Origin of the sequence: Marinomonas sp. THO17 (assembly GCF_040436405.1) — a bacterium.
In the GTDB taxonomy this organism is placed as follows: domain Bacteria; phylum Pseudomonadota; class Gammaproteobacteria; order Pseudomonadales; family Marinomonadaceae; genus Marinomonas.
The window spans coordinates 1,997,931-2,024,122 of the sequence record NZ_AP031575.1; the positions used below are offsets into that span (position 1 = coordinate 1,997,931).

The 26,192-nt window shown below is 43.4% G+C and carries 21 protein-coding genes; 12 read left to right on the forward strand and 9 right to left on the reverse strand.

The genetic code is table 11. From position 1 onward, the window contains the following. Nucleotides 1-14 precede the first annotated feature (14 nt). The 3 genes from ABXS85_RS09525 to ABXS85_RS09535 all read right to left on the reverse strand — a co-directional run bounded on the left by ABXS85_RS09525 (nucleotide 15) and on the right by ABXS85_RS09535 (nucleotide 2,050). Complete coding sequence (locus ABXS85_RS09525; protein ID WP_353666293.1) at nucleotides 15-998, reverse strand: hypothetical protein; 984 nt, start codon at nucleotides 996-998, stop codon at nucleotides 15-17. Then, a complete protein-coding gene (gene rsd / locus ABXS85_RS09530) occupies nucleotides 970-1,440 on the reverse strand; it encodes a sigma D regulator (RefSeq protein WP_353666294.1) in 471 nt (156 codons plus the stop codon). The genes ABXS85_RS09525 and rsd overlap by 29 nt, the downstream gene beginning before the upstream one ends. A 100-nt stretch (nucleotides 1,441-1,540) precedes the next feature. Next, nucleotides 1,541-2,050, reverse strand: a complete 510-nt coding sequence (locus tag ABXS85_RS09535; protein ID WP_353666295.1) for a disulfide bond formation protein B — start codon at nucleotides 2,048-2,050, stop codon at nucleotides 1,541-1,543. Between the two features lie 138 nt (nucleotides 2,051-2,188). Between ABXS85_RS09535 and ABXS85_RS09540 the strand changes: the two genes are divergently transcribed. Next, complete coding sequence (locus ABXS85_RS09540; protein WP_353666296.1) at nucleotides 2,189-2,605, forward strand: flagellar basal body-associated FliL family protein; 417 nt, start codon at nucleotides 2,189-2,191, stop codon at nucleotides 2,603-2,605. Nucleotides 2,606-2,677: 72 nt separating this feature from the next. Here the strand turns inward: ABXS85_RS09540 and ABXS85_RS09545 are convergent, their stop codons facing one another. The 4 genes from ABXS85_RS09545 to ABXS85_RS09560 form a co-directional block, all read right to left on the reverse strand. Continuing rightward, a complete protein-coding gene (locus ABXS85_RS09545) occupies nucleotides 2,678-2,962 on the reverse strand; it encodes an oxidative damage protection protein (RefSeq protein WP_353666297.1) in 285 nt (94 codons plus the stop codon). Between the two features lie 77 nt (nucleotides 2,963-3,039). After that, nucleotides 3,040-4,236, reverse strand: a complete 1,197-nt coding sequence (gene chrA, locus ABXS85_RS09550; protein ID WP_353666298.1) for a chromate efflux transporter — start codon at nucleotides 4,234-4,236, stop codon at nucleotides 3,040-3,042. Nucleotides 4,237-4,268: 32 nt separating this feature from the next. Beyond that, nucleotides 4,269-5,324: an A/G-specific adenine glycosylase gene (mutY, locus tag ABXS85_RS09555; protein ID WP_353666299.1), complete on the reverse strand. Its 1,056-nt coding sequence runs from the start codon at nucleotides 5,322-5,324 to the stop codon at nucleotides 4,269-4,271. A 38-nt stretch (nucleotides 5,325-5,362) separates the two neighbouring features. After that, nucleotides 5,363-7,711 carry an AsmA family protein gene (locus ABXS85_RS09560; protein ID WP_353666300.1) on the reverse strand — a complete coding sequence of 783 codons (2,349 nt, stop codon included), beginning with the start codon at nucleotides 7,709-7,711 and terminating at the stop codon, nucleotides 5,363-5,365. Nucleotides 7,712-7,951: 240 nt separating this feature from the next. Here ABXS85_RS09560 and hisB point away from each other — a divergent pair, with 240 nt between their 5' ends. From hisB to ABXS85_RS09585, 5 genes are all read left to right on the forward strand, one after another. Continuing rightward, a complete protein-coding gene (gene hisB, locus ABXS85_RS09565; RefSeq protein WP_353666301.1) occupies nucleotides 7,952-8,545 on the forward strand; it encodes an imidazoleglycerol-phosphate dehydratase HisB in 594 nt (197 codons plus the stop codon). A gap of 24 nt (nucleotides 8,546-8,569) precedes the next feature. Further along, entirely contained in the window at nucleotides 8,570-9,232 is a 663-nt protein-coding gene (hisH, locus tag ABXS85_RS09570; protein ID WP_353666302.1) for an imidazole glycerol phosphate synthase subunit HisH, read from the forward strand. Between the two features lie 33 nt (nucleotides 9,233-9,265). Continuing rightward, on the forward strand, nucleotides 9,266-10,039 hold the full coding sequence (gene hisF, locus ABXS85_RS09575) for an imidazole glycerol phosphate synthase subunit HisF (RefSeq protein ID WP_353666303.1): 774 nt from the start codon (nucleotides 9,266-9,268) through the stop codon (nucleotides 10,037-10,039). A 267-nt stretch (nucleotides 10,040-10,306) separates the two neighbouring features. Next, nucleotides 10,307-10,519: a DUF2892 domain-containing protein gene (locus ABXS85_RS09580; protein ID WP_353666304.1), complete on the forward strand. Its 213-nt coding sequence runs from the start codon at nucleotides 10,307-10,309 to the stop codon at nucleotides 10,517-10,519. 79 nt (nucleotides 10,520-10,598) lie between these two features. Continuing rightward, nucleotides 10,599-12,503 carry an EAL domain-containing protein gene (locus tag ABXS85_RS09585; RefSeq protein ID WP_353666305.1) on the forward strand — a complete coding sequence of 635 codons (1,905 nt, stop codon included), beginning with the start codon at nucleotides 10,599-10,601 and terminating at the stop codon, nucleotides 12,501-12,503. A 19-nt stretch (nucleotides 12,504-12,522) separates the two neighbouring features. On the opposite strand, the gene yghU is transcribed toward ABXS85_RS09585, so the two are convergent. Then, entirely contained in the window at nucleotides 12,523-13,368 is an 846-nt protein-coding gene (gene yghU / locus ABXS85_RS09590) for a glutathione-dependent disulfide-bond oxidoreductase (RefSeq protein WP_353666306.1), read from the reverse strand. A 163-nt stretch (nucleotides 13,369-13,531) separates the two neighbouring features. Here yghU and msrA point away from each other — a divergent pair, with 163 nt between their 5' ends. From msrA to ABXS85_RS09605, 3 genes are all read left to right on the forward strand, one after another. Further along, nucleotides 13,532-14,167 carry a peptide-methionine (S)-S-oxide reductase MsrA gene (gene msrA / locus ABXS85_RS09595; protein ID WP_353666307.1) on the forward strand — a complete coding sequence of 212 codons (636 nt, stop codon included), beginning with the start codon at nucleotides 13,532-13,534 and terminating at the stop codon, nucleotides 14,165-14,167. 86 nt (nucleotides 14,168-14,253) lie between these two features. Then, nucleotides 14,254-14,991, forward strand: a complete 738-nt coding sequence (gene nfsA, locus ABXS85_RS09600) for an oxygen-insensitive NADPH nitroreductase (protein WP_353666308.1) — start codon at nucleotides 14,254-14,256, stop codon at nucleotides 14,989-14,991. A 480-nt stretch (nucleotides 14,992-15,471) separates the two neighbouring features. Then, entirely contained in the window at nucleotides 15,472-17,049 is a 1,578-nt protein-coding gene (locus ABXS85_RS09605; protein WP_353666309.1) for an EAL domain-containing protein, read from the forward strand. A gap of 15 nt (nucleotides 17,050-17,064) precedes the next feature. Here ABXS85_RS09605 and ABXS85_RS09610 read toward each other — a convergent pair whose 3' ends face one another. Then, nucleotides 17,065-18,093 (reverse strand): cache domain-containing protein, encoded by a 1,029-nt coding sequence (locus ABXS85_RS09610; protein WP_353666310.1) that lies wholly within the window; start codon nucleotides 18,091-18,093, stop codon nucleotides 17,065-17,067. A gap of 143 nt (nucleotides 18,094-18,236) precedes the next feature. Between ABXS85_RS09610 and ABXS85_RS09615 the strand changes: the two genes are divergently transcribed. The 3 genes from ABXS85_RS09615 (at nucleotide 18,237) to pbpC (ending at nucleotide 26,181) form a co-directional block, all read left to right on the forward strand. Beyond that, complete coding sequence (locus ABXS85_RS09615) at nucleotides 18,237-18,644, forward strand: redoxin family protein (RefSeq protein WP_353666311.1); 408 nt, start codon at nucleotides 18,237-18,239, stop codon at nucleotides 18,642-18,644. A 359-nt stretch (nucleotides 18,645-19,003) separates the two neighbouring features. Further along, nucleotides 19,004-23,893 carry an alpha-2-macroglobulin gene (locus ABXS85_RS09620; RefSeq protein ID WP_353666312.1) on the forward strand — a complete coding sequence of 1,630 codons (4,890 nt, stop codon included), beginning with the start codon at nucleotides 19,004-19,006 and terminating at the stop codon, nucleotides 23,891-23,893. Further along, nucleotides 23,893-26,181, forward strand: a complete 2,289-nt coding sequence (gene pbpC, locus ABXS85_RS09625; protein ID WP_353666313.1) for a penicillin-binding protein 1C — start codon at nucleotides 23,893-23,895, stop codon at nucleotides 26,179-26,181. Before ABXS85_RS09620 ends, pbpC begins: the two co-directional genes overlap by 1 nt. Nucleotides 26,182-26,192: the final 11 nt, after the last annotated feature.

Here is a 26,192-nt window from a genome sequence, read left to right on the forward strand (position 1 = left end):
CTTTTCACTGAAGATCAATCCAATACATTAAAATAGCCGTTACTGCCCACAGCAAAGTAACGATTACTTAAGCCAAATGACAAGGCAATCACACTGGCACCAGAAGGACGCTTTCTGACCTTATGAACTTGCCACTCTTTGAGAACCTGCCCGGTACTGACCTGCAGCAAGGACACCTTGCCTGTTACCTCTCCAGTAAGCAATTGGCGATTGTCTTGGGAAAAAACCGCCTTACTGATGGTAACGTTACGATATTCTAATTTACCCGTATCCACCGCCGTTAGTTCACGACCACTAACCAAAGACCAGATTTTGGCATTCCCTAATTGCGCTGCAGCAAATGCATATTTACCATCCGCAGAAATGGCCACAGTAGAAATACGATTATTGAGTTCCCATTCAAATTTCTTCTGTCCTGTTTGCAAATCCCAAACACTGACTTTTGACAAATCGTCGCCGGTAATCCCCCATCGACCATCTTGTGTTACATCCACAGCGCGCACTGTCGCGCCGGTACGCAAGGTCTGCAAAATACCGCCGCGTTTAATGTCAAAATAACGCGCAGTTTGGTCATCTAACCCCAGTAGAGCATAGTCACCATTTTCTGTTAACTTTAACGATTGAATGTCACCTGGTGTAGTCCAATAACCATCCGCTTGTCCATTCACCGTACGCCACAATACCAAGGTACGAGCGCCACCCGTAGCGGCAAACTCACCATTTGGTGAAATGTCAACGCTACTCATGGAAGAATACTCCCCCTGAGCATGGTTCCAGCTGTAACGCCTTTCATTGACTGAGGTTTTCCAATAGCTTCCGCCATGCTCAATAGAACCAATAAGAGCAAAACTACCATCATTGCTCAAATCCGCTGAATACAATCCTTGCACCGCATATTGAGCAGTGCGCGTCGGCGCCTCGGCAGAGCAAGCAATCAGGGCCAGCACAGAAGCCGTCCAAAAACCTCGCTTAAGCGCTTTTTTCACTGTGCGCTTCATGTAGTTCCTTAATCAATTTATCTTCATATTGAAAACGCTCGGCCAATACCACAGTCAATGCTTGCAAAGAGAAAGGCAAGGCTTCCAACTGAGTATTACAATGGGCTTTGGTATCGTATTTGTCATTGAATTCAATGGCCACTTGAGTCGTGTTGTCGATTTCTGGCAACAATTCACCCAACAACACAATCGCACCATCGTCATGAAATTCTTTGGCCTCGATAGCGAGCTGTTCATAAACCGTAAAATGTCCAGCAGACACATAATCCACAAGCATTTCACACAAGGAGAGAATTTTCGGTGTATCCGTTGGCGTAAACTCACCACGTTCACGAAGATACACTAACGATTCGATCATTTGACGACGCTGAGCTAACCAACGATCAATAATTTCATGCACACCGCCCCACCGCTCTTGGGCTGTTTTACAACCTTCTAACATATGCAGACTCCAACCGATTCATTACTTTTTCGCCTTGTGTCAAGCATATTCCTATCAATTGCCCCCTGCAAGGCGAGACCCTGCAGGGATTTGTAACCTTTTATGGGAAGGATGTAGTTTTTTTAACCATCATTGCAATGCAGGCATTTACAATTGCCATACCAACAAAAGCGACTAGGGTCCAAGCTGGAATACTCAAACCCAAGAAAGTCCAAACCACATCGCCACATTCTCCGGTTCCCATAATCATAGCTTGCATGATTTCCTGCCATGGAAAAACGTCGAACATATAACTTAATCCCGGCAAGCAAGCAGGTAGTTGTTCCGCGGGTAAATGCTGTAGATACAAATGACGAATGGCTAAAGCCGCCCCCAGCAGGGATAACACCACAACCAAACTGGCACTCACTTTTCTGACTTTGACACTCGCTGTCAACGCAGAAAGCAATGACACCAAACCAACACCGAAAAACATAATGCGTTGCAACATACATAATGGACAGGGCTCTAGACCCATTTCATATTCCATATAAAAAGCGATACCTAGCAAAACAAAAGCAAGCAAAGCGATCAACCCATGAAAACGTCGAGCAGAAATCAGCTGGATCATAAATAACATTCCCTAATATCAAGAAAATAAACCACGCCTTCAGACAGCAAGAAACAACAAAAGTGCAAAATTCCTGCTGACAATATGCCAGTTTGCCAGTTAGTATACTAGTTATAGTAATGAATACGAGATACGACCATGTCATTGAAGATGCCTTTAGTTCGCTCCTCCATACTGTGGCTTTTATTTACTACCAGTGGTTTATTGAGTTCGCTTGTTCAAGCCGAAGAGGTGGCTCCGCCTGCCTACGTTGAATTAACGCCAATTTTCATCGTCAATCACCAAAGTGAAGGCTCTCAACTCAAATACATCAAAACCAGTATCAGCATTCGTACCGATGAAGACCGAGTGGAATTGATTGAAGATAATATGCCCGTAGTACGAGATGCCATTGTGATGTTTCTGAGCTCTCGTACCACAGATCAAGTGACAGGTGCCATCGCTCGAGAAGAAACCAGAGAAGGAGCGGCAGAAGCCGTAAACAACGCTCTTAAGACAGAAACCGGCATTACACCAGTGAAAGACATTTTATTTGCCAGCTTTGTCACCCAATAGCCCCTTACTATACAAAACATAATAAAAAGCCCTTTCACTTAACAATGAACGGGCTTTTTTTCACCATAAGGATTACAACTCCATTATGTCATCTGGGCTAACATAACCGGTGACCTTGTCAGTCTCTTCGTTATTAAAGAACTTATCCATCTGCGCCATTATGTATTTTCGTGACTCAGGTTGCATCAGATTAAGTTGTTTTTCATTGATCATCATGGTTTGCAGCAATTGCCATTCTTGCCATGCTTGCTTGGACACATTTTGCAGCACTTCTTGACCTTTCGCTCCTGGCAAAGGCGCCCTATCTAGCGCTTCCATTTCTTTTTGATATTTCTTACAAAAAACCGTGTTTGCCATAACCCACTCTCACTCTAAGCATTTACTTCAAGATAATGGCGTTGGATTCACAAAATTCAAGCGATAACTGAGATTAGTTAGAAAGCGTTAGGTAACCACAAGTAACGCAATAAGCCCACCAGTACAAAGCTTATGATAAGTAAAAAAATAGAAGGACGACGCCAGATCAACCAAACAAACCCGAGAGTAACCACCAAGATGTCCAACCAAGAATACAAGCTGGATGTGCCAATCGGATAATATAGAGCGGCCAGTAAAATCCCCACCACAGCGGCATTTAATCCAGCCACTGCAGCCATAAAACGGCGATTGTCCGATAATTTTTGCCACGCCCCTTGTGCTGCCAACATTAATAACAAACCGCTTAGAAATACGGCCAATGTGGCAACCGCAGCCCACAACCAGATATTCCCTTGTGCTGAAGCCGCGCCCAAATAACTGGCCATGGTAAACATGGGGCCAGGAACCGCTTGCGCCGCCGCATAACCGATTAGGATATTTGCCTCACTCACGCTGTCAGACACAAAAGATGACAGCATAGGCAGCACCACATGGCCGCCTCCAAACACCAAAGCTCCCGCTTGATAAAAATCGGCAAACAATTGTCCAAGCCCTTGCGAAAAGAAAAAGCTTGCCACAAACACGCCAACGGCAATGAAGAAAAACCATCCAGCCAAAGATATTTTCGGTAAAGACGTGTGTTCTTTAGGCTCAGTATCCAAGAGTAAAACCGATAACAGTCCAGCGGCCAAGAGCACCAACAAACTCATCTGGGCACTTGGCATCATAACCAATATCAAAGCGCTGGCGATGGCCAGAAACATGGTCATTTTACTCTTACAAAAAGCACGCCACATGGTCACGCAAGCATCCGCAACCACCACTACAGCCAAAAGTTTTAATGCCTGAACCATTGCTTCAAACATAGCTTCTTGTTGCCAATGATGACCAAACTGAGCCAGTAACACCATGATCAAAAAAGACGGCAAGGTAAAAGCAACAAAAGCGGCCACAGCGCCCAAAATACCAGCCCGGTGATAGCCCAGTGCAAAGCCTACTTGACTGGATCCAGGCCCTGGCACCACTTGACTCAAGGCTACCCATTGCGCGTATTGAGAAGCCGTGACCCACTGTTTCTGCTGTACAAAAGTTTGATTAAAGTAGCCGAGATGGGCTGCTGGACCACCAAAACTGGTCCATCCCAATAAAAAAAAGGAGGCAAACACATCCCATAAACGCGCAAAATACGGCTGTGAGTGCTTATCTTGAATCATACAATGCTACCTATCGGATTCGTTCTTAGTTGTTATACTAAGTCACTGTTTTCTAATATTTTACGCACTGGCGCGGGCAAGCCCAAGGCGAGGGCTTGAGACAAGGTAAACCACTGATATTTGTCGCCTTCAGCGACTAAATTCACCTCATCACAAGACACCAGACTGGGAGAAATATCCAAGTGATAATGACTAAAGGTATGGCGGAAGGATGACAATGGGGTTACAGACGACAACTTGGTCACGAACCTTTGTTCCGCATGCATATAAACAGACTCATCGGAAGCCAGTTCTGGTAAGCTCCACAACCCACCCCAAATGCCAGTGGCTGGGCGCTTTTCTAGCAAAATATTTCCCGCACTATTGATCATTACTAGCATTTGCGTGGCTTTCTCTGGCTTTATTGCTTTTTTGGGTTTACGAACGGGGTATTGGGTAGGGTCTTCAGAGCGCCGACCGAGGCAATCGTCTTGTACTGGGCACAACAAACATTGCGGCTTACTGCGAGTACATAGGGTGGCCCCCAAATCCATCATGGCCTGAGTATAGTCGCCGCAACGTTCACTCGGCATATAGGCTTGTGCCAATTCCCACATAGCTTGTTCAGTTTTCTTCTCTCCTGGCCAAGTAGGGACCGCATGAAAGCGCGCCAACACACGCTTTACATTGCCGTCTAAAATAGCCGTTTGCGTACCACGAGAAATGGACAAAATAGCCGCCGCCGTGGAACGCCCAATGCCCGGCAGTTCACACACAGCTTCCAAACTTGCCGGAAATTCTCCATCAAATTCATCCACCAGCATTTTCGCAGCTTTGTGCATATTTCGCGCTCTGGCGTAGTAGCCTAAGCCACTCCAGTGCGCCAGCACCTCGTCCTGTTGAGCAGCGGCTAACGCCTCTACCGTTGGAAATGACGTCATGAACTTGTGATAATACGGAATCACAGTCGTCACTTGCGTCTGCTGAAGCATGATCTCGGAAATCCATACACGATAAGGGGTTTTATTTTGCTGCCAAGGCAGGTTCTTGCGTCCATGTTCATCAAACCAAGCAAGGACTCTGGGCGCAAATTGTTCAACTGGTTGCATTCTGTTCTCACAACATGGCTATTCCGAGGATTTTTCACTCAGAATAGATTTTTAAGTTTCTCTTTCACTTTCTTTTTGAGACGTTCTTCTTCCGCTTTGCGTTTGGCTTCCAATTCTGCCTTTAAGCGCGCTTCCTCCGCTTTACGCTGCGCCGCTAATTCGGACTTCAATTCCGCTTTTTTTTGTTTCAATTGCGCCGCAAGTTTGGCTTTTTCCACCGCTAATTTTTTCGCCGCTTCTTGCTTAGCAAGCTTAGCAAATAACTGCCCGAAGCCTTTCAAATCAGGACGACACAAGCTCGCGGGAGCATCATTGAACTGACCCTTACAAACAATCGGAAAAGTCAGTTGAGATAAGGTTTCATTGACTCGACAGGCATCATCCAACTGACTGCCCGCAATACCAACATTGGCTTGATAATCAAGCATTCGGTTCGGTAAGGAAATAACACCATCACCCGTTACTTGCAGACCCGCTGAGCGAATCGCCAAACCTGGAGTAGAAACCTTTCCTTGTTGTACGTTGGCCGGGAAACGTAACGTTTCAAACGGCGTATCCTCACCAAACTGGGTACCATTGATTTTTTCTTTGCGCGTAGCGGCGATGCCTTCACACACGGTTTTGGTCAAGTTGGTGCCCACTAAAGCGCCCTGTTTGATTTCAACCAAGAGATCCCCTTGCAGGGATGACATCAAGGCATCCAGACTCTTGCCTTGACTCATTAGCTCACCATTTAAGTATGTGGCTCCAGCCAGCTTATCCATGTCCATAAAGTCCTTCAACAAAGGCTGAATTTGCACGCCATCTATGGCTGGTTGAATATCCATACTCGGTACGGCACCACGTGCATCAAGCGTTAACAGGGCCGATACCTTGCCTTGGTAAAGGCTCGCTTGCAAAGGAGCAACCTTTACTAAACCACGATGTTGTGTACTGTCCAATACCAACTTATCTATGCTCAGATTGCTAACTTTAATGTTATCAAACACCAAACCAAGATGACCGTTTAGACTTCGAATCAGTTCCACTGGAATGAGTTCCGCTGGTGTGAATTGCTGCGCGGCTGAGGTAACATGGTTACTTGACGATTCACTATTGGCTTTTTGTTCTGTACTGGCGATATTTTGCTCAAGCTTGACGGCTTCCTCTTCACTTGGTGGTGGCAAATATCGATCCAAGTCCAAATTGGCACCGGCAAGTTTAATGTCCCAGCGTAAAGGCGACAAAGATAACACCGCATTGGCTTCCATGTTAGTGTCATCCAGCTGTATTGAGATAGGCTGAGCCGTGATATTATCCAAACTGCCTTCCAATGCGAGATCGGCTTTCACACTAGTAAAAGCGGTTTCATCGGCCATCTCAGGTACCGCCAGATCCAATTTTTTCAATAGCAAACGTGGATTAAATCTATGTAAGGCTAGGCTGGCAGTGAACTGCGGTGCGCTCATCACTTGGTAAGCATCAATTTTTGCATCCATATCCAGCCCCAACGCACTGAGAGCCAAACCCTCCACTAACACATTTTCTTGAGGTAAATCCAAGCTCACTTTAGCTGCACTGAGTTTCGCTTCGAGTGGACTGGACAGCAGGTTTTCTGAGGCCACTGTGGCGTTAACTTGTATACCTTCAAACTGCATGGACTCTCGCTCAGGAAAAACCGTCAGCAAACTTTTGACATCCGCTTCCAGTTGCAGAGTTTGCGCGCCACTTAAATCACTTTGCGTAACCTTGACTTGCAGCTGCATAGGCCAAGCCTTGTGCCATTGCACATCTTGCAACTGCACGTCCAACTGAGCCTGTATCCATTGTTGGCTTTGCTCATCACGGTAACTGACCTGCGCGTTTTCGATACGTAATTCATCGAGTTGAATGTCTGGAATGGTAAATTGAGTATCAGAAGTCGAAGTGTTCTGTACACTTGTTATCTCGGTCGTATTGTTTGCTTTGGCGCCTTTTTCTGTCACTTGAGCTGAAGTCATTTGAGACACTTGTGTCTCTGGTAAATTAAATTGCCAATTGCCTTGCCCTTGGGTATTTTTCACCAAGTTAGCTTTTAGGTTCATCAGATTCACTTTATCAACCTGAATGCGACGCTCGAACAATGGCAAAATAGCTAGCCCAAATTCTGCTCGTCCAAACTCCACCACCTCAGCTTGTCCCCCTAAAGCCACACCTATGTCTTCCAATTGCAGCCCTAACCAAGGAAAAAATGACCATCGGATGTCACCGTCTAAGCGTAGATGAATATTGGCTTTTTCCAGTGCTAGGCTTTTTAGTTCGTCCTTAAAATCGTTAGGGTTCACAAACAAACCAAGATACGCCAATGCCGCTCCCAACAAACCAAAGAGAATGAGCAATAAATAAAACACTCGTTTTAACCAAACCATATATAAGCTTCCCTATTCAACGCCAAACCACGCGCCATTGATAACAAAAAAACACCCGCAATGAACAAGATGGGAGATGTCATGATACCACTGCTAACCAGTCTTAATCGATGCAATAGGCAGAACTCATTAAAAAACCTCTCCTCAAGGCATAGCCGCTAACGAGCCCTCGTTCTATAATAGGCGCACTATGTTAATAAAGTGGCGGTCAGTCGCCACCTGCTGTGGAGAATCCAATCAATGTCCGATCGCGTTGCCAGTGTCGAGCGTAATACGCTTGAAACTCAGATCAAGGTGTCGATCAATCTAGACGGTACCGGTAAATTTAACTGCGTCACAGGCGTACCTTTCCTTGACCATATGCTTGAGCAAGTAGCTCGTCATGGCTTAATTGATCTAGACATTCATGCGGTTGGCGATCTTCACATTGACGCTCACCATACAGTAGAAGACTTAGGCATTACCCTTGGACAAGCTTTTGAGATTGCTGTAGGCGATAAAAAAGGCATCAAGCGATATGGCCATGCTTATGTGCCGTTAGATGAAGCGCTGTCCCGTGTGGTGATTGACTTCTCTGGTCGTCCAGGCTTGGAGATGCACGTGCCTTTTACTCGAGCCTCCGTTGGCAACTTTGATGTGGACTTGTTCTCTGAATTTTTCCACGGCTTTGTTAACCATGCCAAAGTGACGCTGCATTTAGACAACTTACGTGGTAAAAACACCCACCACCAAGCCGAGACAGTATTCAAAGCTTTCGGCCGTGCTTTGCGCATGGCGTTGGAAGTAGACGAACGCATGTCTGGTCAAATGCCTTCCACTAAAGGTTGTTTGTAAGCCAAGTTGTTTTAGGACGAAAAAATGAGCCAAGTAAAGACATCAACCGTTGCTGTCATCGACTACGGCATGGGCAACCTGCACTCGGTTGCCAAAGCGCTAGAACACGTTGCCGACGAACACACCCAAGTGATTGTCACCAGCGATCCAAAAGTTATTGATGCGGCCGATCGGGTTTTGTTGCCCGGTGTTGGGGCGATTCGTGATTGTATCGGTGAAATGCATAACACAGGTTTGGTCCCCAGTATTCAAAAAGCCATGCAAGAAAAGCCATTTTTGGCAATTTGTGTGGGCATTCAGTCACTGATGTCACACAGTGAAGAAAACGGCGGTGTGGATTGTTTAAATCACTTTGAAGGCAACGCCTTGTTTTTTGGTGATGACCACAAGGATCACAATGGCAGCAAACTAAAAGTGCCACACATGGGATGGAATCAGGTCAAACAAACAATTAATCATCCTCTTTGGCACGGCATTCCAGACAATGCTCGCTTCTACTTTGTACACAGCTATTATGTCGTACCCAGTCACCAAAATGAAGTGGCCGGAACCTGCGACTATGGTTTGGAATTCTGTGTAGCACTGGCGCGTGATAATGTGTTCGCGGTGCAATTCCACCCCGAAAAAAGCCACCAAGACGGCTTGCAACTCTACAAAAACTTCATCCATTGGGATGGCAAAGCGTAACGCACACAGAGCATTGCACTATTAGGAACCAATATGGGCTTAGCAAAACGAATTATTCCTTGTCTGGATGTTGATAATGGTCGCGTTGTAAAAGGCGTGCAATTTGTTGATATCCGTGACGCCGGTGATCCAGTTGAGGTTGCCAAACGCTACGACGAACAAGGTGCCGATGAAATCACCTTCCTTGATATCACCGCCAGCTCGGATGATCGCGCAACGACCGTTCATATGGTGGAAGCCATTGCGGCTCAGGTTTTCATTCCCTTAACAGTGGGTGGCGGCATTCGTACCTGTGACGACATTCGTCGCATGTTGAATGCCGGTGCCGATAAAGTGGGCATCAATACCGCCGCCGTATTCAACCCAGAGTTTGTTCGAGAAGCCGCGCAACGCTTTGGATCACAATGCATTGTGGTGGCCATTGACGCCAAAAAAGTCAGTGCCGAAGGCGAACCAGACAAATGGGAAATCTTTACCCACGGTGGCCGCAAGCCAACGGGGTTAGATGCTGTTGAATGGGCGATAAAAATGGTCGACTATGGTGCTGGTGAAATTCTCCTCACCAGCATGGACCGAGATGGCACCAAGAATGGCTTTGATTTGGGCGTAACACGCGCCATCAGCGAAGCGGTTCATGTACCAGTCATTGCCTCCGGTGGTGTTGGGAATCTGGATCATTTAGTTGACGGTGTTACCGAAGGCAAAGCCGATGCCGTCTTAGCCGCCAGTATTTTCCACTTTGGCGAGTACAGCATCCAGCAAGCGAAACAGCGTATGGCTGACGCAGGCATTGAAATGCGCCTATGAATCTGCTGAAAAATAAACAAAAAAAGCCTACTCGTTTAAGTAGGCTTTTTTTATCACTGTTTGCCAGAGGGCAAATATGTCGAGTTAAAAAACTCACTCTTTAAATCTAGACGATGACTAACCGCTTCGCCACCTAGTATCGATTGAATTTTATTATCAACTTCCAACTTCTTACACTCAGATTCAATTTCTTACAATAGACTTCTTGTTCACATATTAAACAATCTCATATAGTGAAGGTAATCCACTTGTGGAAAGGAGATTAAAATGAACAAAAATCTGCATGCTATTGATCGTTCATTACGCGGCTTTATTGGCGTAACAGTGACCAGTTTCGCTGCATTTAATGGCGACTACCTACAAGAGCCAGTAGTGGAAATATTACTTGGCGTATTTGGCGCGCTCAACTTGATATCACTCGCAACTGGTTGGTGTCCTATTTATCACCTGGCAAACATCAGTACTCGTAAACCAGAATAACACTTCACGCATGTCAGATTTTAAAGAACTAGATCAAGGCAAATCCCTGAGGCTCAAGCTGATTTTAGGCTGTCTGGCTATGGCATTTTTTGTTTCCGTCATTTACATTACGGTGTCTTATCGTCTCGCCGTCGATTTAGGTCTTAAAACCGAGCTGAATGCATTGCATCAGCAAACCATGATACTGATGTCAGAAATTGAACAAGATTCTCAGCTCTCTTCCCAGCAATTGGAGCGCTTTGTTAACATTGTGTATCTGCATCATCATGTATCCGTACCAACCCTGTATGTTCACGTAGAAGGCAAAAAGTTAACTTGGACTAAGCGCCATGGTATCTCTGAGTCAGATGCTCAACACTTGTTCAACGCCATCCAACAACAACTCAATAGCAAAGACGCCTTTGACCATTCTATGCCAAACGGAGTAGAGACCTTTTCAGGAAGTAAATTCTTATGGCAGTTTGGTCACACAGGCCAATATAAAACCCTTGTCATTATTCAATCTCAAAGCCTTGATGACACTTTGTCTTATATTATAAAAAGGTTATTCATCACCTCCCTGTTTGTATTTTGGTTGGCCATTTGGCTCGCATTGAGCATTTCATCATGGATAAATCGCAAGATCAGCAAAAAAAATGACGCTTTACGAAAATTAGCCACTTATGACTCTTTAACCAATTTGCCTAATCGTTTGTATCTCAATCAGGTGATGAGTCGGTTTATGCGTCATCAGACCAATTCAGCAAGGTCAACCAAAAACCAAGAAAAGCAAATAAAGGAAGGTTGTTTATTTGTTATTGACCTAGACAATTTTAAAGAAGTTAACGACACCTTTGGGCACGCAGCGGGTGACGAATTGCTCCAATCTGTTGCCAAAAAACTTTCTGCCAGTCTAACGGAACAACAGATTCTGTTTCGGATAAGTGGCGATGAGTTCATTGTCTGGTCGCCAAATACGCCCATAGAAACTGCCAAAAACATAGCGAAAATGCTGATCGTGGCATGCAATGAGCCCGTCATGATCAATCATCTGTACATCAATACTGGAGCCAGCATTGGTTTTGCTCATTACCCTTCACATGCTAAGGACTTTGAGACTCTATTATTGTGCGCAGATTCCGCCATGTACGATGCTAAACAAGGCCGCAAAGGCTGGAGTATTTTCAGCAAGCATACCAATTCACAAGGTGCAAAACGCTTAGAACTGCGAGCCGATTTGGAAGACGCGTTCAGTGCACAGCGTATCAAATTGGATTATCAGCCCAAGGTATCATTAAATGACTATAAAATTACGGGGGTTGAGGGTTTAGCACGCTGGCACCATCCTCTTCATGGTGTACTGTATCCTTATCACTTTATTGAACTAATCGAGCAAAGCGGACGCATTCAAGAATTTGGTCGCTATATCATTAAACAAGCAATAGAACAGCTAGCCATCTGGCAAAAACAAGGTATCGAGTTACCCATTGCCATCAATATTTCGCCTTTTAGTTTATTGGATCCTAAGCTACTGGATTTTACCTTATCGCTCTTAAAACAACATGCTATCCCTTCACACATGCTAGAAATCGAACTGGTCGAATCCTCTATTAGCATAAATCTAGAATACATTTTTAAGCGTTTGGATGAGTTCAAACAAGCGGGCATCAAACTTGCGATTGATGACTTTGGAACTGGGATGAGTTCTCTTTCTTACATCAGTCACTTAAATGTGAATTTTATCAAGATAGATAAATCATTTATGCAAGGTGTCGAGCAAGATACGAAGAAAAGGGCGGTGATTTCCGCTGCCATTCAATTGGCAAGAAACTTCAATAGTTCTGTCATCGCTGAAGGCATTGAAACACAACAACAGGTTGATATTGTTAAAAAAATGGGATGTGAATATGGGCAAGGTTATTACTTTGCTAAACCCATGTCGGCACAAAGAATTGCTCTGTTGATAAAGGCAGATCAAGCACTCCCCTTATCAACAGAGCCCTAGAGTCCAATCCCCTTAATGGCTAACCCAAGTCGAGGCCATCGAAGTCACTAGAATCATGACGTTCGTGTAACTGCGCTCCATTTACCAGACTACCTCGTTTCACTGCCGGACGCTGTCCAATGGCTTTTGCCCAACGCAACAGATGCGTATAACTGGTAACCTCTAAAAACTCAGCAGCATTGTACAAATTACCTAATACTAAATTGCCATACCAAGGCCAAATAGCGATATCAGCAATCGAGTATTCATCACCAGCAAAGTAGGTATGTTCAGCCAAATGCTTGTCTAATACATCCAACTGACGCTTGGCCTCCATCGTGAAACGATCAATTGGATATTGCATTTTTGTCGGAGCGTAGGCATAAAAATGTCCAAAGCCACCACCTAAATAAGGCGCTGACCCCATTTGCCAGAACAACCAATTACGGCACTCGGTATTCGCTTTATGATCTTTTGGAACCAGCGCATCAAATTTTTCCGCCAGATATTGAAGAATTGAACCCGATTCGAAGACGCGAGTAGGTGGCGTGGTACTGTGATCCATCAAAGCAGGAATCTTTGAATTCGGGTTGATATCAACAAAACCTGAAGAAAACTGATCGCCCTCACCAATGTTAATAAGATAAGCATCGTATTCCGCTTCTTGAATACCCATTGCCAACAGTTCTTCCAACATAATGGTAACTTTTTGACCATTAGGCGTTGCCAATGAATGTACCTGAAGTGGGTGCTTACCTATTTCCAAAACCTTATCATGTGTTGCCCCTGAAATTGGACGATTGATATTAGCAAACTGGCCGCCACTCTTACTTTGCCATTGCCAAACTTTCGGTGGTACGTATTCCTGCTTATTGTCATCACTCATATTACTTTCCTATTAATACTTTGTAAGAAATGTTAGACCTAGGTCGTCTATTCTCTATGGTTATTAAAAATACTTAATTCATTATGGGCTTGAATCATGTCTAAACAAGCACTTATCACAAATTTAATGGGTAAAAAATAAGAAAACCACATGAGGTATAAAAATGAAGCATCTAAGTTCTATCACTCTATTTCATAAATTAGCGTTAACTGCAGGGATAAGTTTGTCTGTGACAATGACGCCATCAGTACAAGCAGAGCAACAGAGCATGATAGTGGCAGGTGGTTGTTTTTGGTGTGTGGAATCTGACTTTGAAATGGTGCCTGGCGTCATCGATGTTATCTCGGGCTACACAGGTGGACACACCCTAAACCCAAGCTACAAACAAGTCTCTGTAGGCAAAACAGGTCATTTCGAGGCCGTCACCATTTTATTCGATGATCAGCAAGTTTCATTAAACGCACTGGCTGAGTATTTTTGGAAAACCATAGACCCGACAGACCCAGATGGTCAATTTTGTGACAAAGGTACTCCTTATCGAACCGCCATGTTTTATCAAAACGCGGAACAAAAAGCGGTATTTGAAGCATCACTGGCTAAAGTAAAGTCAACCAAACCTTTTTCCGCTGACATAGTCACACCTATTTTGCCTGCCAATGAATTCTATCCAGCGGAGGAATATCATCAAAGCTATTACACTAAAAATCCAATTCGCTATGCTTTTTATCGATCAAGCTGCGGACGCGACCGACGTATTGAAAATTTATGGGGAGAAGTGGCCAGCAAGACATATCATTAATATGAAAAAACTGAGTCTTCATTAATTTGCCAAAAGGGTTCAGACTTGGGGAACGAGATGAACAAGTTCACTGGAGGTAATGACATTTGAACCCTATTCTGCAAGCTCAAAAATCTCATAAGTCGATTCGCCAATATACCGATCAAAGCATCGACAGCAGGCTGTTGGAAGAGCTAATTGAGGCGGCACAAGGCGCTGCGTCATCGAGTTTTATCCAAGCCTATTCCATCGTTCAAGTCATTCAACCTGAGCATCGCCGGCACATAGCCAGTTTAGCAGGGGGCCAAAAGTGGATTGAACAGGCAGCAGAGTTTCTCGTTATTTGTGCCGATTTAACCCGAGTGGAATATTGCAGCCAAAAGCAAGGCCTTGGCAAACTGGAAGGTCAAACTGAACATTTTATCGCCGCTACCACGGATGCCACCTTTATGGCGCAAAATCTCATGTTAGGGGCAGAATCTGTCGGTTTAGGTGCGGTATTTATTGGCGGTATTCGCAATGACCCTCAACAAGTGGTGGATCTATTAGCTTTACCAGATCAAGTGTATCCCATTTTTGGTCTTTGTTTGGGCTACCCTGACGCAGAACCTGAAATCAAGCCTCGCCTGCCCGTCACTAGTATTTTGCACAAAGGCCAATACGATGCCTCACGTTGCGCGGCTGACGTCGAAGCCTATGACGCACAAATGCAAGCCTATTATGCTGGTCGCGACAGCAATAAAAAACAAAGTAACTGGTCTGAACAAACCGCCCTTGCTGTACAAAAGAAAAAACGCCAGCACATGCTGAGTTTTTTACAAACACGAGGTTTTCTTAAATGCTAATTCATTTGATGTCCCTCAATGAAAGTGTTTTTTCAAAACACAAGAGTCTGATATTGCGGTAATGTTTAAAGAGGTACAAATAAGTTCACTGACTACGGCAAGGTGCTCCTGCCTTGCTCTAATCCCCCATTATATCCATATAAATCTCCTTCCTTAAGTTAACGCAATATTCTATTAGGTCAAATACCAGACTTTTTATAACGAAAAGGCATGTCTTGTTATTCCCCTCTAAAAATACACTTACCATTCTGATCTAACTAAAATAAGACTAAGGAGTTGATTAATCTTTTTTATGTAACAGATTTCGTGTTTAATGGATTTAGGAAGTCAGTGAACTTATTCGCGCCTTCTTTAACTGCATATTTCTATTTTTTTCACCTTTAGTAGGATCGTTTTCAGTAGGTGCTAAATTTATTAAGGCAAAAGTCTAATCAATTGGACTGGGTATTCAGATCTGTTTTTTTGCCTTCTTGGCAAAAAATGATCTTATGTCTGTTATCGTCGATTTTTCTCTCTCTCTACCTTCACCATAAATACTGTCTTTATCAAGAAGCACGTTCTCTCGAAAACTACATCAATGTTATTAACTACAGAACAAAACAAGCCGTATTTCAAATGAGAAGAAGTGTCGCACAGGTACAAAATTCGGTGGATATTTGCTCTACGAAGGATTTAAATCAATTACGAAAACTCGTCTTACATTATCCCTACATTGAAGACTTAGGGCGCATCACACCAGACAATAAACTTATTTGCTCCGCATTATGGGGACAGTTTACTCCGCCAATCCAGTTACCCGACCCTATGATCCATAACGGTATATTGACACAAGTTTGGCCTAAGTTATCCAACATTTTTAACACAGGTCAGATGCGCGATATTTTAAGTTCTTCCAATGTATTTATTGTGTCTTCTCCCACTATTTTTTTGGAACTATCTCGTCAAATGCACAACACTGGAGGCGTCCTTTACGACAAATACTCCAAGCAAATTTTTCATATTTTTGATGATATGACTCATCAAGAAGCCATTGACGCCATACAAACAGCACCGCAATCCTTTTCATTCTTTCAAACTAATCAAATACTTACTCTTACCATGTGTCCTGCCGGTTTTAATTTTTGTATATCCGGCATAGACAAAAGCATTGGTATCTTTGATATGAGCCTCTGGCAGTGGCTAAGTGGTATGTTGCTAGGAGCTTTGATGGGTGTTTCATTGATTTTTCAATGGATTTTTATTCATTCAAAGCGTCGTTCTATGAAGTATCGCCTTAAACTTGCCCTTAAACATCAACAATTCTATTCACTCTATCAACCTAAGATTCAACTGAAAACAGGAAAAATCATTGGTGTTGAAGCCTTAGCACGCTGGCAAGATAAAGAACTAGGACAAGTACCAGCCGATCAATTCATCGCTTGCGCTGAAAAAAATGCGCTAATCACACCTTTAACTCGTCAATTATTCAGTCAAAACCTAATGGAAATGCAACACATTTTGCGTGCAAAGCCTGATTTTACTCTGAGCATAAATCTATCTATCCAAGACCTGACTGACCAAAGCTTCCTGCTTTTCGTCGAAAAACAAGTGAAACAGCATAAGATTAAACCTGAGCAAATTACCTTTGAAGTAACAGAGCGTTCAGCGGCCCAAAGTGATACTCTCAAACAAGCAACCAAGCGCTTTATTCGTAAAGGTTATCAAATTTCCTTAGATGACTTTGGTACTGGCTTTTCAAATCTCTCTTGGTTAACGGCCTTTAAGCCTAACGAAGTAAAAATTGATCGCATGTTTATTCAATCTATTGGCACACAAACGGTTAATCAAATTACTTTGAAGAGTATTTTTCATCTAGTCAGTAACCTCGATGTCACTCTGGTATTTGAAGGTATTGAATCGATTGAAGAAGTAAATTATCTACTGCAACATACCAGCAATGCGATAGGACAAGGGTGGCTATATTCTAAAGCAATTGAAGCGACCACCCTCGATACACTGCTAAGGAATCAACCTTTTATGAATAATGCTTTTCTAGAAAATATCAGTAATAAAAATTAGGGCAAAGTCATTTTTTTAACTGTCCAGAAGCTCCATCTCATCTATTGCTTTAACAAGATTTTGCTTTAGTTCACCGCTACTTTTTGTCAATTGAGATAATTTTTTTATTAATTCAACAAGTTGCAATACTAGACTTTCACCTTCAAAAGTAAGCGAGCCATTGTCTTTCAGCGAGGCAATCAAGTGTTCCACTTTAGCTTGTGTGGTCTTCTGCTCATCCAAGACAGATCGCAAAGACTCATCAAGTACGGAGCTTTGCGTCGTTACTTTCTGCATTATATCTTGTACCTCATCGCAAATCTGTTGAGATTGATAAAAACGCTCTTGAACCAGTGATAACAAACTTCCCTTGTTAAACTCATCCCTAATAAAATGTTCAATACCTTCTGTCTCTACCCTGCGCAATATTGTCAGAGCTTGCTGAGGATCTCGACCAACCAAATTTAACGTACTAAAATAAAACCATAGCAATACTAGGGCTAATAGAATCCATAAAATGCCTCCTACTATTACCAGCAATAGAATAGTAGGAGAGAGAATGTTATCCAATTCGTCTATATACACTCCAATTCCTATCATCCATCGCCAATCAGGCAATAATGTCATACCGTTCACTTTAACGTATAAAGCATCCGAGTGAGGTTTTTTGCTTTCACCTGTGGTAAAAAAAATGGGGGATTGCTGCGTAATAGCATTTACATATTTAGGATAAGACGCTTGAAAAGCTCCTAGAACCGAATCTTTAACATGCACCCGTGCAATGCCGTTAGCATCATTCGCCCAGATATAATAATTGTCATATCTTGCTCTCGATAAAAGTGTTATCACTTTATCTTCCGCTTCTTGAAGAGACAATTGACCCTTTTTTTGTTGTTCAATATAAGGATGCACCTGACTAACAGTAAACTTCAGAATGGACTGTATTTCGTGTTTTCGAGCTTCTATTAAGTTATGTTTAAGAAGCTCAATAGAAAGACAAATTAAACCAGAGACAATCAAGGTCATCACAATCAACAGCAAAGCAAACTTATTGATAAGCTTCATACTTACTCCATTCAACTCACACTCACGTAATGCAATTCTACAATGACTCTAAAAATTTTTTGCCAGTTTACGCAAAGTATCTTTAAAACTGATCACCTTAAAAGTGTCGTTTATTTATATCGTCTTGTTGAAAACAGCATCCTATGGCCAACTGGTTTACAGTCAAACTGTCTAGTTTTGATAAGCGATTCAATAGATATCCACAAGCAATTCTTAAGCCATCTCGTAGCAAACAAACGGCCAAAGTAATTGACTGGCGCAAATGGCTAGCAAACGATGCGTTTGTGATGTTTCAATGGGGGAAAAGCCAAAATGCCAAAAATGTTTTCTTACTACCAGACGGTAATGGCGACTTTACTCGTCAAATGGGCATGTTAGTGAAAAAGGAAAACTTAGGCTTTGGTATGCGTAGCTGGCGGTATGCTATGCACGTTGAAAACGGCGAAATTAAGCAACTGTTTACAGAACCGGGTTACCAAGACGATGCGCCAAGCGACCCATTTGAGGTATCCGATGCTGACACCATGCTAAATTATCTAAAAAATCGCTAAGCCTTAGCACTTCGCTTATATGGATTAATAAAAAGGGATAACTTCTTATCATATTGTCCCTTTTTTATTACCCGTCTTTGAGGCCTAAATTTATGATGTTTTAAATGAATTAAGTCATTCTTAAAGTGGGAGTCGATTTGTCATGCTAAATTCTTTGAAGCAGAAATCCATTCTCATTTACTTGGCGCTTGCTACTAAAGCTTCGCGGCTTGGCGCAAGCTGCCGGTCTTTAGAACGGACCATAACGCCCAATACTAGAACGACATGTATGTTCATTAATACTGGCAATAACATATTTAGTTGAAGGTAGCTCACATTTGCCATAGAATTTCGTGCGAATGTAATATACAGGGAGTCGCATGAAATTGAATTCATTCAAATTTTATATCACCTTCATGATTTCGTTGGTGGTTTCATCTGGCCTACAAGCAGCCAATTTTTATATTTCTAATATCAGTGAAACAACCCAGGATAATGCTCCCGCATTGGTCATACGTTTTACGGAAGCAATCGATCCATCATTCGATTTGGGTGATTCCATTTTAGTCACTCCCCCCCCGTCTAATGACAATATTTGGATACCACAAAACCAGGGGCGTCAATGGGTATTACCTTTTGTCGAACCTAGCACAACTTACACAATTCAAGTTCTTGACCAACTCACCTCAACAAAAGGCAATCGCTTAGAAGAAGTGAATGATAAAGAGAGTGCTTTTAAGCAGAGCTTGACGACGCGTAAAATTGAGCCTGGAGCAAGTTTCACCGGATCAGGAACTTTCTTGGTTGGCAGTATTCAGCGCGCCATTCCTGTCACCGTCGTCAACCAGCCAAAAATAGACATAGATGTCTTTCGAGTGAGAGACGAAGACATCGGACGCTTTATCGATAACACGTCCTATAATGGCACCAAAAGTTACTACAACATCAATCGTATTCGTCAATATGCCGATCTGGTCCATTCAGCACGTTTTGAAAATGATGCCCCCACCAATCAACGCGTAACATACAACCTAAATTTGGACCCTATCGTCGAGAAGAACATTCCTGGCATTTATGTCGCTGTGTTACGTAAAGCTGGGGTATACGAATACACTTATGACACCACCGTTTTCACCATTACAGACGTTGGCTTACACGCTCGTAAATTCAAAGATTCATTAGAAATTTATAGCCACACCATTTCAACGGCAACGCCCTTAGCAGGAGTAGAGTTAGAGTTTTTATGGCCAGAAACGGAAGTGCAGTCTGCGTACAAGCAAACCGCCACAACAGATAACAAGGGAAGCTATCGTCTCAATACCAACGATATTCCAAACCTTGTCGTCGCGCGTTATGGTGATAGCATCACTTACCTAGCACTACGTCATGGTGAACTCGACCTATCGGCCTATCCAAATGTGCCCACTTTGCATAATCAATACCAAATGTACCTGTATGGTCCAAGGGATCTCTATCGCCCAGGAGAAACCGTTTCTATCAACTTAATTCTGCGCGATTTTGACGGTAATAAAGTACCGAATCTACCCATAAAAGCGGAATTATTTGATGCCCGTGGTGAACGAAAAAAACTTTTCACTTGGCAAGCGGATGAATCAAATCTATACCAAACCCATTTTAATCTTGACGAGAATGCGCCCACTGGTAATTGGCGTTTGATGGTCAGTATTGATGAAGAATACAGCAATGAATATTGGTTTAAAGTAGAAGACTTTCTACCAGAAATGTTAACGCTGTCTTTTTACGATGATCAGCCAGATATGACCCGATACGTACCCAATGGTCATTTCCTAGTACCGATTCAGAGTGATTACCTTTATGGTGCGCCAGCCGCTCATAATAAAGCCGATGCGGTCGTGACTGTTTATCCATCGACCACGCCATTTCCAGAACATAAAGAATTTTATTTTGGCAATGCTAAACAACGTATTTCAAATCGCTCTTACAAGACCTCATCCATTAAGTTAGATGAACAGGGCGCGGGCAATATTCACGTTGTGGATCATATCCCCAATGTTGAAGTGCCATTAACTTATGTGGTTAGCGCCAGTGTCTATGCTTCTGGTGGGCGTCCTGTGACACGTAGCCAAAAGATTATTCAGCTGCCCAATTTTAAAAAATTGGTTGGCATACAACCTATGTTTGAAAAGAAGCCCGCTTCAAATCAAACCTTACCCTTTCAACTTATTAGTACCAATCAACAAGGCGAGCTCGTTGATGACATCGTTAAGCTTCGTTTGACACGCGAGTACCGCGAGTACTTCTGGGAATATGATAACGCACGAGGCTGGCAATGGAATTACAATACACATGATTATGTTGTTGCCAATGAGACAGTTAGCTTAAATAAAGACATTGGCAAAATAGAGTTTCCCGTTCAATGGGGGCATTACACACTTGAGGCCACTTCTTCTCTGGGCGCCGTGACCAAGTTCGAATTTGAAACAGAATGGAGCTGGGATCACCAACAGAGCACGAATCTGAAACCCGACATGCTGCACATGTCTTTAGATAAGAAGCATTACTCAGCGGGTGATTTGGCCAAATTACGTATCATTAGCCCATCTGCGGGTCAGGGCATTATCAATGTCGAATCTTCGGATGGCGTTCAATTAAGTCTGCAACATGATATTCAAAAAGGGGACAACACGGTTCCTTTGACTATTGCAGAAGACTGGAATCGACATGATCTTTATATCACAGCAATGGTGTTATCACCGGCTGATCAAGTGAGCGAAGTGTCGCCTAAACGAGCCCTTGGCATTACCCACCTTTCCGTCATACGCCCTAATGCCGTTGCCCACGTCGATCTGGTGACGGCAGAAAAAGTACAGCCGAATAAAACCGTATCTGCTCATATCAAGGTGACCAACCTTGCGGAATTAGGCAATCAAAAACTGTATGCAACGGTCGCATTGGTGGATAAAGGCGTACTGAATATTACTAACTTTAAGACACCGAAACCTGAACAATTTTTCTATGCGCCTCGACGTTTCGAATCCGCCTATTTAGATATTTATGGCGACATAATCAACAACCTTGGCTACGATTTACTCGAACAAAAATTTGGCGGTGACGCTTTTAAAGACTCTGATGGCAGCCTAACTCGAGGGGGTAACAAACCAAAGTCTGATGTGCAAATCGTGTCTTTCTTAAGTCAACCTATTCCATTAAAAAATGGGGAAGCAGACGTTCACTTTGAACTGCCAAATTTCAACGGAAGATTGAAGTGGATGGTGGTCGTTTATGGTGATCACAGTTATGGAAGCACTGAACAAGAAACCATAGTCGCGGACAAAATCGTGACGCAAATGGCCATGCCAAGATTCCTCAGTATGGGGGATACTAGCCAAATAAACTTGGACTTACATAACTTGTCAGATCAACAGCAACAGCTTGAGATCAAGCTGACAGTTGATGGCGCGTTGGACAGTCCAGACCTTGCGCAGACACTTGAACTTGCCGATAAAGAAAAGCAAGTCTTCTCCATTCCTATCAAGGCAAAAGACAGTGAAGGTCAGGGCGTCATTTCCCTTACCATTACCAATAACAACGAAATCAACATACATCGTACATGGAAGTTAGGCGTAAGAAGCCCTTATCCTTGGTCCACTCAGGTTGAACGAAAAACAATCTTAGCAAACGAGAAATGGACGCCTACTCCTGATATCAGCTCTCTAAGAGACGGTACCGTTGAGGCGATGCTGACCATATCAAATCGTCCAGCCATCAATTTTAATAGCCACTTTGATTACCTTCTTGCATACCCATATGGATGTTTAGAACAAACAACCAGCTCGACTTATCCTTGGCTACTGACAGACCAAGAGATGGTGAAGCAACTTAATCTTACCGACAACCTCAAGAAACGTTTTGATGATGACTATTCTGAATCATTCCGTTTAGCACAAATCCACAAAGGTCTGGAAAGTTTAAAGTCGAAGCAGCTGAGCAACGGTGGTTTTGGCTATTGGGACTCACGTTCATATGAATCTCGTTGGGGCAGTGTTTATGCTACCGAGTTGCTGGTTGATGCCCGCAATGAAGGTATTGCTGTCGACGAGGCGATGCTTAATAAAGCCATAAAACGATTGAAGTATTTTGTTAATAACCAGTCTGACGACAGCTTGTGGAGTGAAAACAGAGCCTACGCTACATTTGCGTATCGTGCTTACGCGGCCTATGTGTTAGCGAAAGCCAACGCCATCAACCTTAGTTATGTGCGCAGATTATATGATCAAGCAACCATTAAAAATAAGTCGCTTTTTTCTCTCGCACAAACCGTCATAGCAAAATACGAAAATTCTGGACTCGCTTGGATGCATCTCGCTGGGGCTTTTCATTTGCTCAACGACGCTTCACGAACTGAGCAATCACTGAAATTTGCTTATCTATTTGAGCGTCCTGCGCACGCTTACTATCGTGATTATGGCTCTGTTTTACGCGATCAGGCTTTAAAACTTGCCGTCGCACTAGAAACGGATTTAGATGACGGCAATCAAAGCGATAAAATTATTAACAGTCTCAGAAACAAACGCAGGTTAAGCACGCAAGAACGCCTTGCCCTGTTGAAAGTTGCACGTCAATTTTCAAACAAAGAAAGTACTTGGCATGCCAGCCTTGAAACAGCAAGCGGGACACAAAACATCGCCAAACAGCAAGCGTTCAACGCTATTTTTGATGGCGAAATGCTTGAAAAATTAAAGTCTGTAGGTGCTAAAGATCAATCGCTTTATGTTAGCTTGCAGTACCAAGGCGCCCCTAAACAAGGGCCACAGCCTGAAAGCAATGGGCTGAGCATTGCTCGCCAATATTACGATCTAAACGGACAAGTGATGACGGCAAATCGTCTGAAAAGCGGCGATTTGATCATCGTTGGGTTAGAGGTCTCAACCACCCATGAACTCACTATCCCCGATGCACTGGTGGTGGACTTATTGCCTGCTGGCTTAGAGCTAGAGAATCAAAACTTAGCAAACGCTAGCGTTGACCTTGATGGTATTGTCATTAATCAACAATCCCTTGGTGAGTACTTCCGCACCATCAAAATGGATTTTCAGGAATTTCGTGATGATAGGTACGTGGCAGCAATTAGCCTAAAAGCGAATAAGAAAACAACGCTCTTCTATCTGGCTCGAGCCGTGACTCCGGGCAAATATCAAGTCTCCCCACCATTCGTGGAAGACATGTATCGTCCTGATTATCGGGCAATAGGTACTTCCCTTGATAGCATGGAAGTTACAGCAGAATAATGCGTGCTTTTTGGATGAGCTTCCGGCCATTGATCATTTTGTCTCTGGCCGGCCTCTTCTTCATTTTCTCTTTCTTCGTCTACGATCTGGTTAAGCCTGTTGACCTCAATTCAAGGTATCTTAGCCAGACCGTTCTTGCCGATGATGGCTCTATCCTAAGAACCTTTCCTGATCAACAAGGTGTGTGGCGTTTTCCAGTCCGTTTAGAGGATGTTTCACCGAATTATTTAGAAGCACTCATAAACTACGAAGACCAGTATTTCTACCAACATCCAGGCGTCAATCCATTGGCTCTTATACGCGCAACTTGGCAATGGATTCGCTCAGGTAGAATCATATCGGGTGGCTCGACCTTAACCATGCAGGTTGCTCGTATACGTTATCCAGAACCTCGCACCCTATGGGGAAAAGCAAAAGAAATTGTTCGAGCATTGCAAATAGAGTGGCATTTCAGTAAAGCAGAAATACTGACTTACTACTTAAATCACGCTCCCTTCGGTGGCACCTACGAAGGCATTCAAGCGGCTTCTATTGGTTATTTTGGTCATACCGTTAAGCAACTGACTGATGCCCAAGCGGCGCTGTTAGCGGTACTGCCTCAATCACCCAGTTACTATCGACCTGATATCCATAATGATAGAGCCGTGATCGCAAGAAATAAGTTAATGCAACGCTTAGTCACTCAGCAAAAGTGGTCTCAAGCGCGTCTTGAAGACGCATTAATTGAAGACATCCCCATCTTAGCGAAGCAACATTATCAATCAGCACCTTTATTGTCCCGTAGGCTGATTACATCTCACGCTGATATTCAAATAAACACCTTTATCAAGCCACAGTGGCAGCGTCAGGTCAGCCAGTTGCTCAAAGGGCACGTTAAAACCATTGGTAGAAAAGTCTCTGCTGCGGCCATGATTGTTGAAAATGCAACAGGAAAAGTCAGAGTCTATGCAGGTTCTGCGGACTTTAGTGATAATAGCCGCTTTGCTCACGTCGATATGGTGCAAGCCATTCGCTCTCCTGGGTCAACACTTAAGCCATTCATATTTGGATTCGCCTTGGATAAAGGACTGATTCACAGCGAAAGTTTATTAATGGATGTGCCATTAAAATTTGGCGATTACCAGCCAGCTAACTTTAATGGTGAAGTCAGCGGCCCAGTTTCTGTCACCAGCGCCCTTCAAAAAAGTCTCAACATTCCTGCGGTTCAAGTGTTGGAGCAATTGAACCCCGTCTATTTTTATCTGAACATGATAAAAGCAGGCGTTGATTTGCACTTACCCCAAAATGCCAAGCCTAACTTAGCCATTGCTCTTGGCGGTATAGGCACCAACTTAGAAGAACTCATATACGCCTACACCAGTTTAGGTAACAAAGGCCAAGCGCGAACACTTAAATTCAGTACATTAGATCGAGAGCATCAGCAATCACTAATGAGTGAAGGTGCAGCTTGGATAATACGCAAAATCCTGTTAGGTAACCCTGATGCGCCACATGGTTTAGCTATTAAAACGGGGACCAGTTATGGCTATCGCGATGCCTGGGCTATTGGTGTGAATCAGGATTACACCTTGGGAGTTTGGGTAGGTAGACCCGACGGTACACCTATTCCTGGTCACTATGGACAAGTCACCGCAGTACCGCTGTTGAATGCTATATACCAATTGATAAACGAACAACGCCCTTTCCCTGCTATGCCAAGCCAAGTGTCTAAGCAAAGCATTTGCTGGCCACAAGGTGATGCGTTTGCCGTTCCTTGTGAGCAATCTAGAGAAGCCTATATTCTAGACAGAACCATTCCTAAAACTTGGTACAACACGAAACAATCCAGTCAAGCATTTGACCAATCACAGTTTCAATATTGGCAAGCAAAAGATTCAAAACTACGAGTAAACCTTGATTGTCAGCTTAGTGCAGACAAAAAATTTATTACCGTCTGGCCAGCGCCACTTGATAACTGGCTTGATAAACAGCAACGAAGAGCTTCCAGAATCCCAATATGGGATCCAAGATGCAAAACTGTTGGTGAAATAGTGAGTCAATCAGGCGTAAAAATTCGCGGTTTGAGTGATCAAAGTGCCTTTCAAATTCCAAAGTCACAAAGTCGCATTCTCCAACTGACAGCAGAGGGAGGGGAAGCCCCTTTCTATTGGCTTCTCAATGGTCGCTTACTTTCTAGTAAGCAAAGAAAAATCTCGATTCATGATCTGGATTCTGGCAATTATCGACTCACTCTACTGGATCAAGCAGGTGCCAGTGATCAAAAGAGCTTTTCATTAAAGCGCTACTAGATCAGCCGCCA

Excerpts from the sequence above, each read along its gene's own strand:
- ABXS85_RS09605 (WP_353666309.1), top strand. The coding sequence starts at position 15,472 with ATGATCTTATGTCTGTTATCGTCGATTTTTCTCTCTCTCTACCTTCAC.
- rsd (WP_353666294.1), bottom strand. The coding sequence starts at position 1,440 with ATGTTAGAAGGTTGTAAAACAGCCCAAGAGCGGTGGGGCGGTGTGCAT.
- msrA (WP_353666307.1), top strand. The coding sequence starts at position 13,532 with ATGAAGCATCTAAGTTCTATCACTCTATTTCATAAATTAGCGTTAACT.
- ABXS85_RS09610 (WP_353666310.1), bottom strand. The coding sequence starts at position 18,093 with ATGAAGCTTATCAATAAGTTTGCTTTGCTGTTGATTGTGATGACCTTG.
- pbpC (WP_353666313.1), top strand. The coding sequence starts at position 23,893 with ATGCGTGCTTTTTGGATGAGCTTCCGGCCATTGATCATTTTGTCTCTG.
- ABXS85_RS09545 (WP_353666297.1), bottom strand. The coding sequence starts at position 2,962 with ATGGCAAACACGGTTTTTTGTAAGAAATATCAAAAAGAAATGGAAGCG.
- hisH (WP_353666302.1), top strand. The coding sequence starts at position 8,570 with ATGAGCCAAGTAAAGACATCAACCGTTGCTGTCATCGACTACGGCATG.
- chrA (WP_353666298.1), bottom strand. The coding sequence starts at position 4,236 with ATGATTCAAGATAAGCACTCACAGCCGTATTTTGCGCGTTTATGGGAT.
- ABXS85_RS09580 (WP_353666304.1), top strand. The coding sequence starts at position 10,307 with ATGAACAAAAATCTGCATGCTATTGATCGTTCATTACGCGGCTTTATT.
- hisB (WP_353666301.1), top strand. The coding sequence starts at position 7,952 with ATGTCCGATCGCGTTGCCAGTGTCGAGCGTAATACGCTTGAAACTCAG.
- hisF (WP_353666303.1), top strand. The coding sequence starts at position 9,266 with ATGGGCTTAGCAAAACGAATTATTCCTTGTCTGGATGTTGATAATGGT.
- ABXS85_RS09525 (WP_353666293.1), bottom strand. The coding sequence starts at position 998 with ATGAAGCGCACAGTGAAAAAAGCGCTTAAGCGAGGTTTTTGGACGGCT.
- yghU (WP_353666306.1), bottom strand. The coding sequence starts at position 13,368 with ATGAGTGATGACAATAAGCAGGAATACGTACCACCGAAAGTTTGGCAA.
- ABXS85_RS09540 (WP_353666296.1), top strand. The coding sequence starts at position 2,189 with ATGTCATTGAAGATGCCTTTAGTTCGCTCCTCCATACTGTGGCTTTTA.
- ABXS85_RS09535 (WP_353666295.1), bottom strand. The coding sequence starts at position 2,050 with ATGATCCAGCTGATTTCTGCTCGACGTTTTCATGGGTTGATCGCTTTG.
- ABXS85_RS09585 (WP_353666305.1), top strand. The coding sequence starts at position 10,599 with ATGGCATTTTTTGTTTCCGTCATTTACATTACGGTGTCTTATCGTCTC.
- mutY (WP_353666299.1), bottom strand. The coding sequence starts at position 5,324 with ATGCAACCAGTTGAACAATTTGCGCCCAGAGTCCTTGCTTGGTTTGAT.
- ABXS85_RS09615 (WP_353666311.1), top strand. The coding sequence starts at position 18,237 with ATGGCCAACTGGTTTACAGTCAAACTGTCTAGTTTTGATAAGCGATTC.
- ABXS85_RS09620 (WP_353666312.1), top strand. The coding sequence starts at position 19,004 with ATGAAATTGAATTCATTCAAATTTTATATCACCTTCATGATTTCGTTG.
- ABXS85_RS09560 (WP_353666300.1), bottom strand. The coding sequence starts at position 7,711 with ATGGTTTGGTTAAAACGAGTGTTTTATTTATTGCTCATTCTCTTTGGT.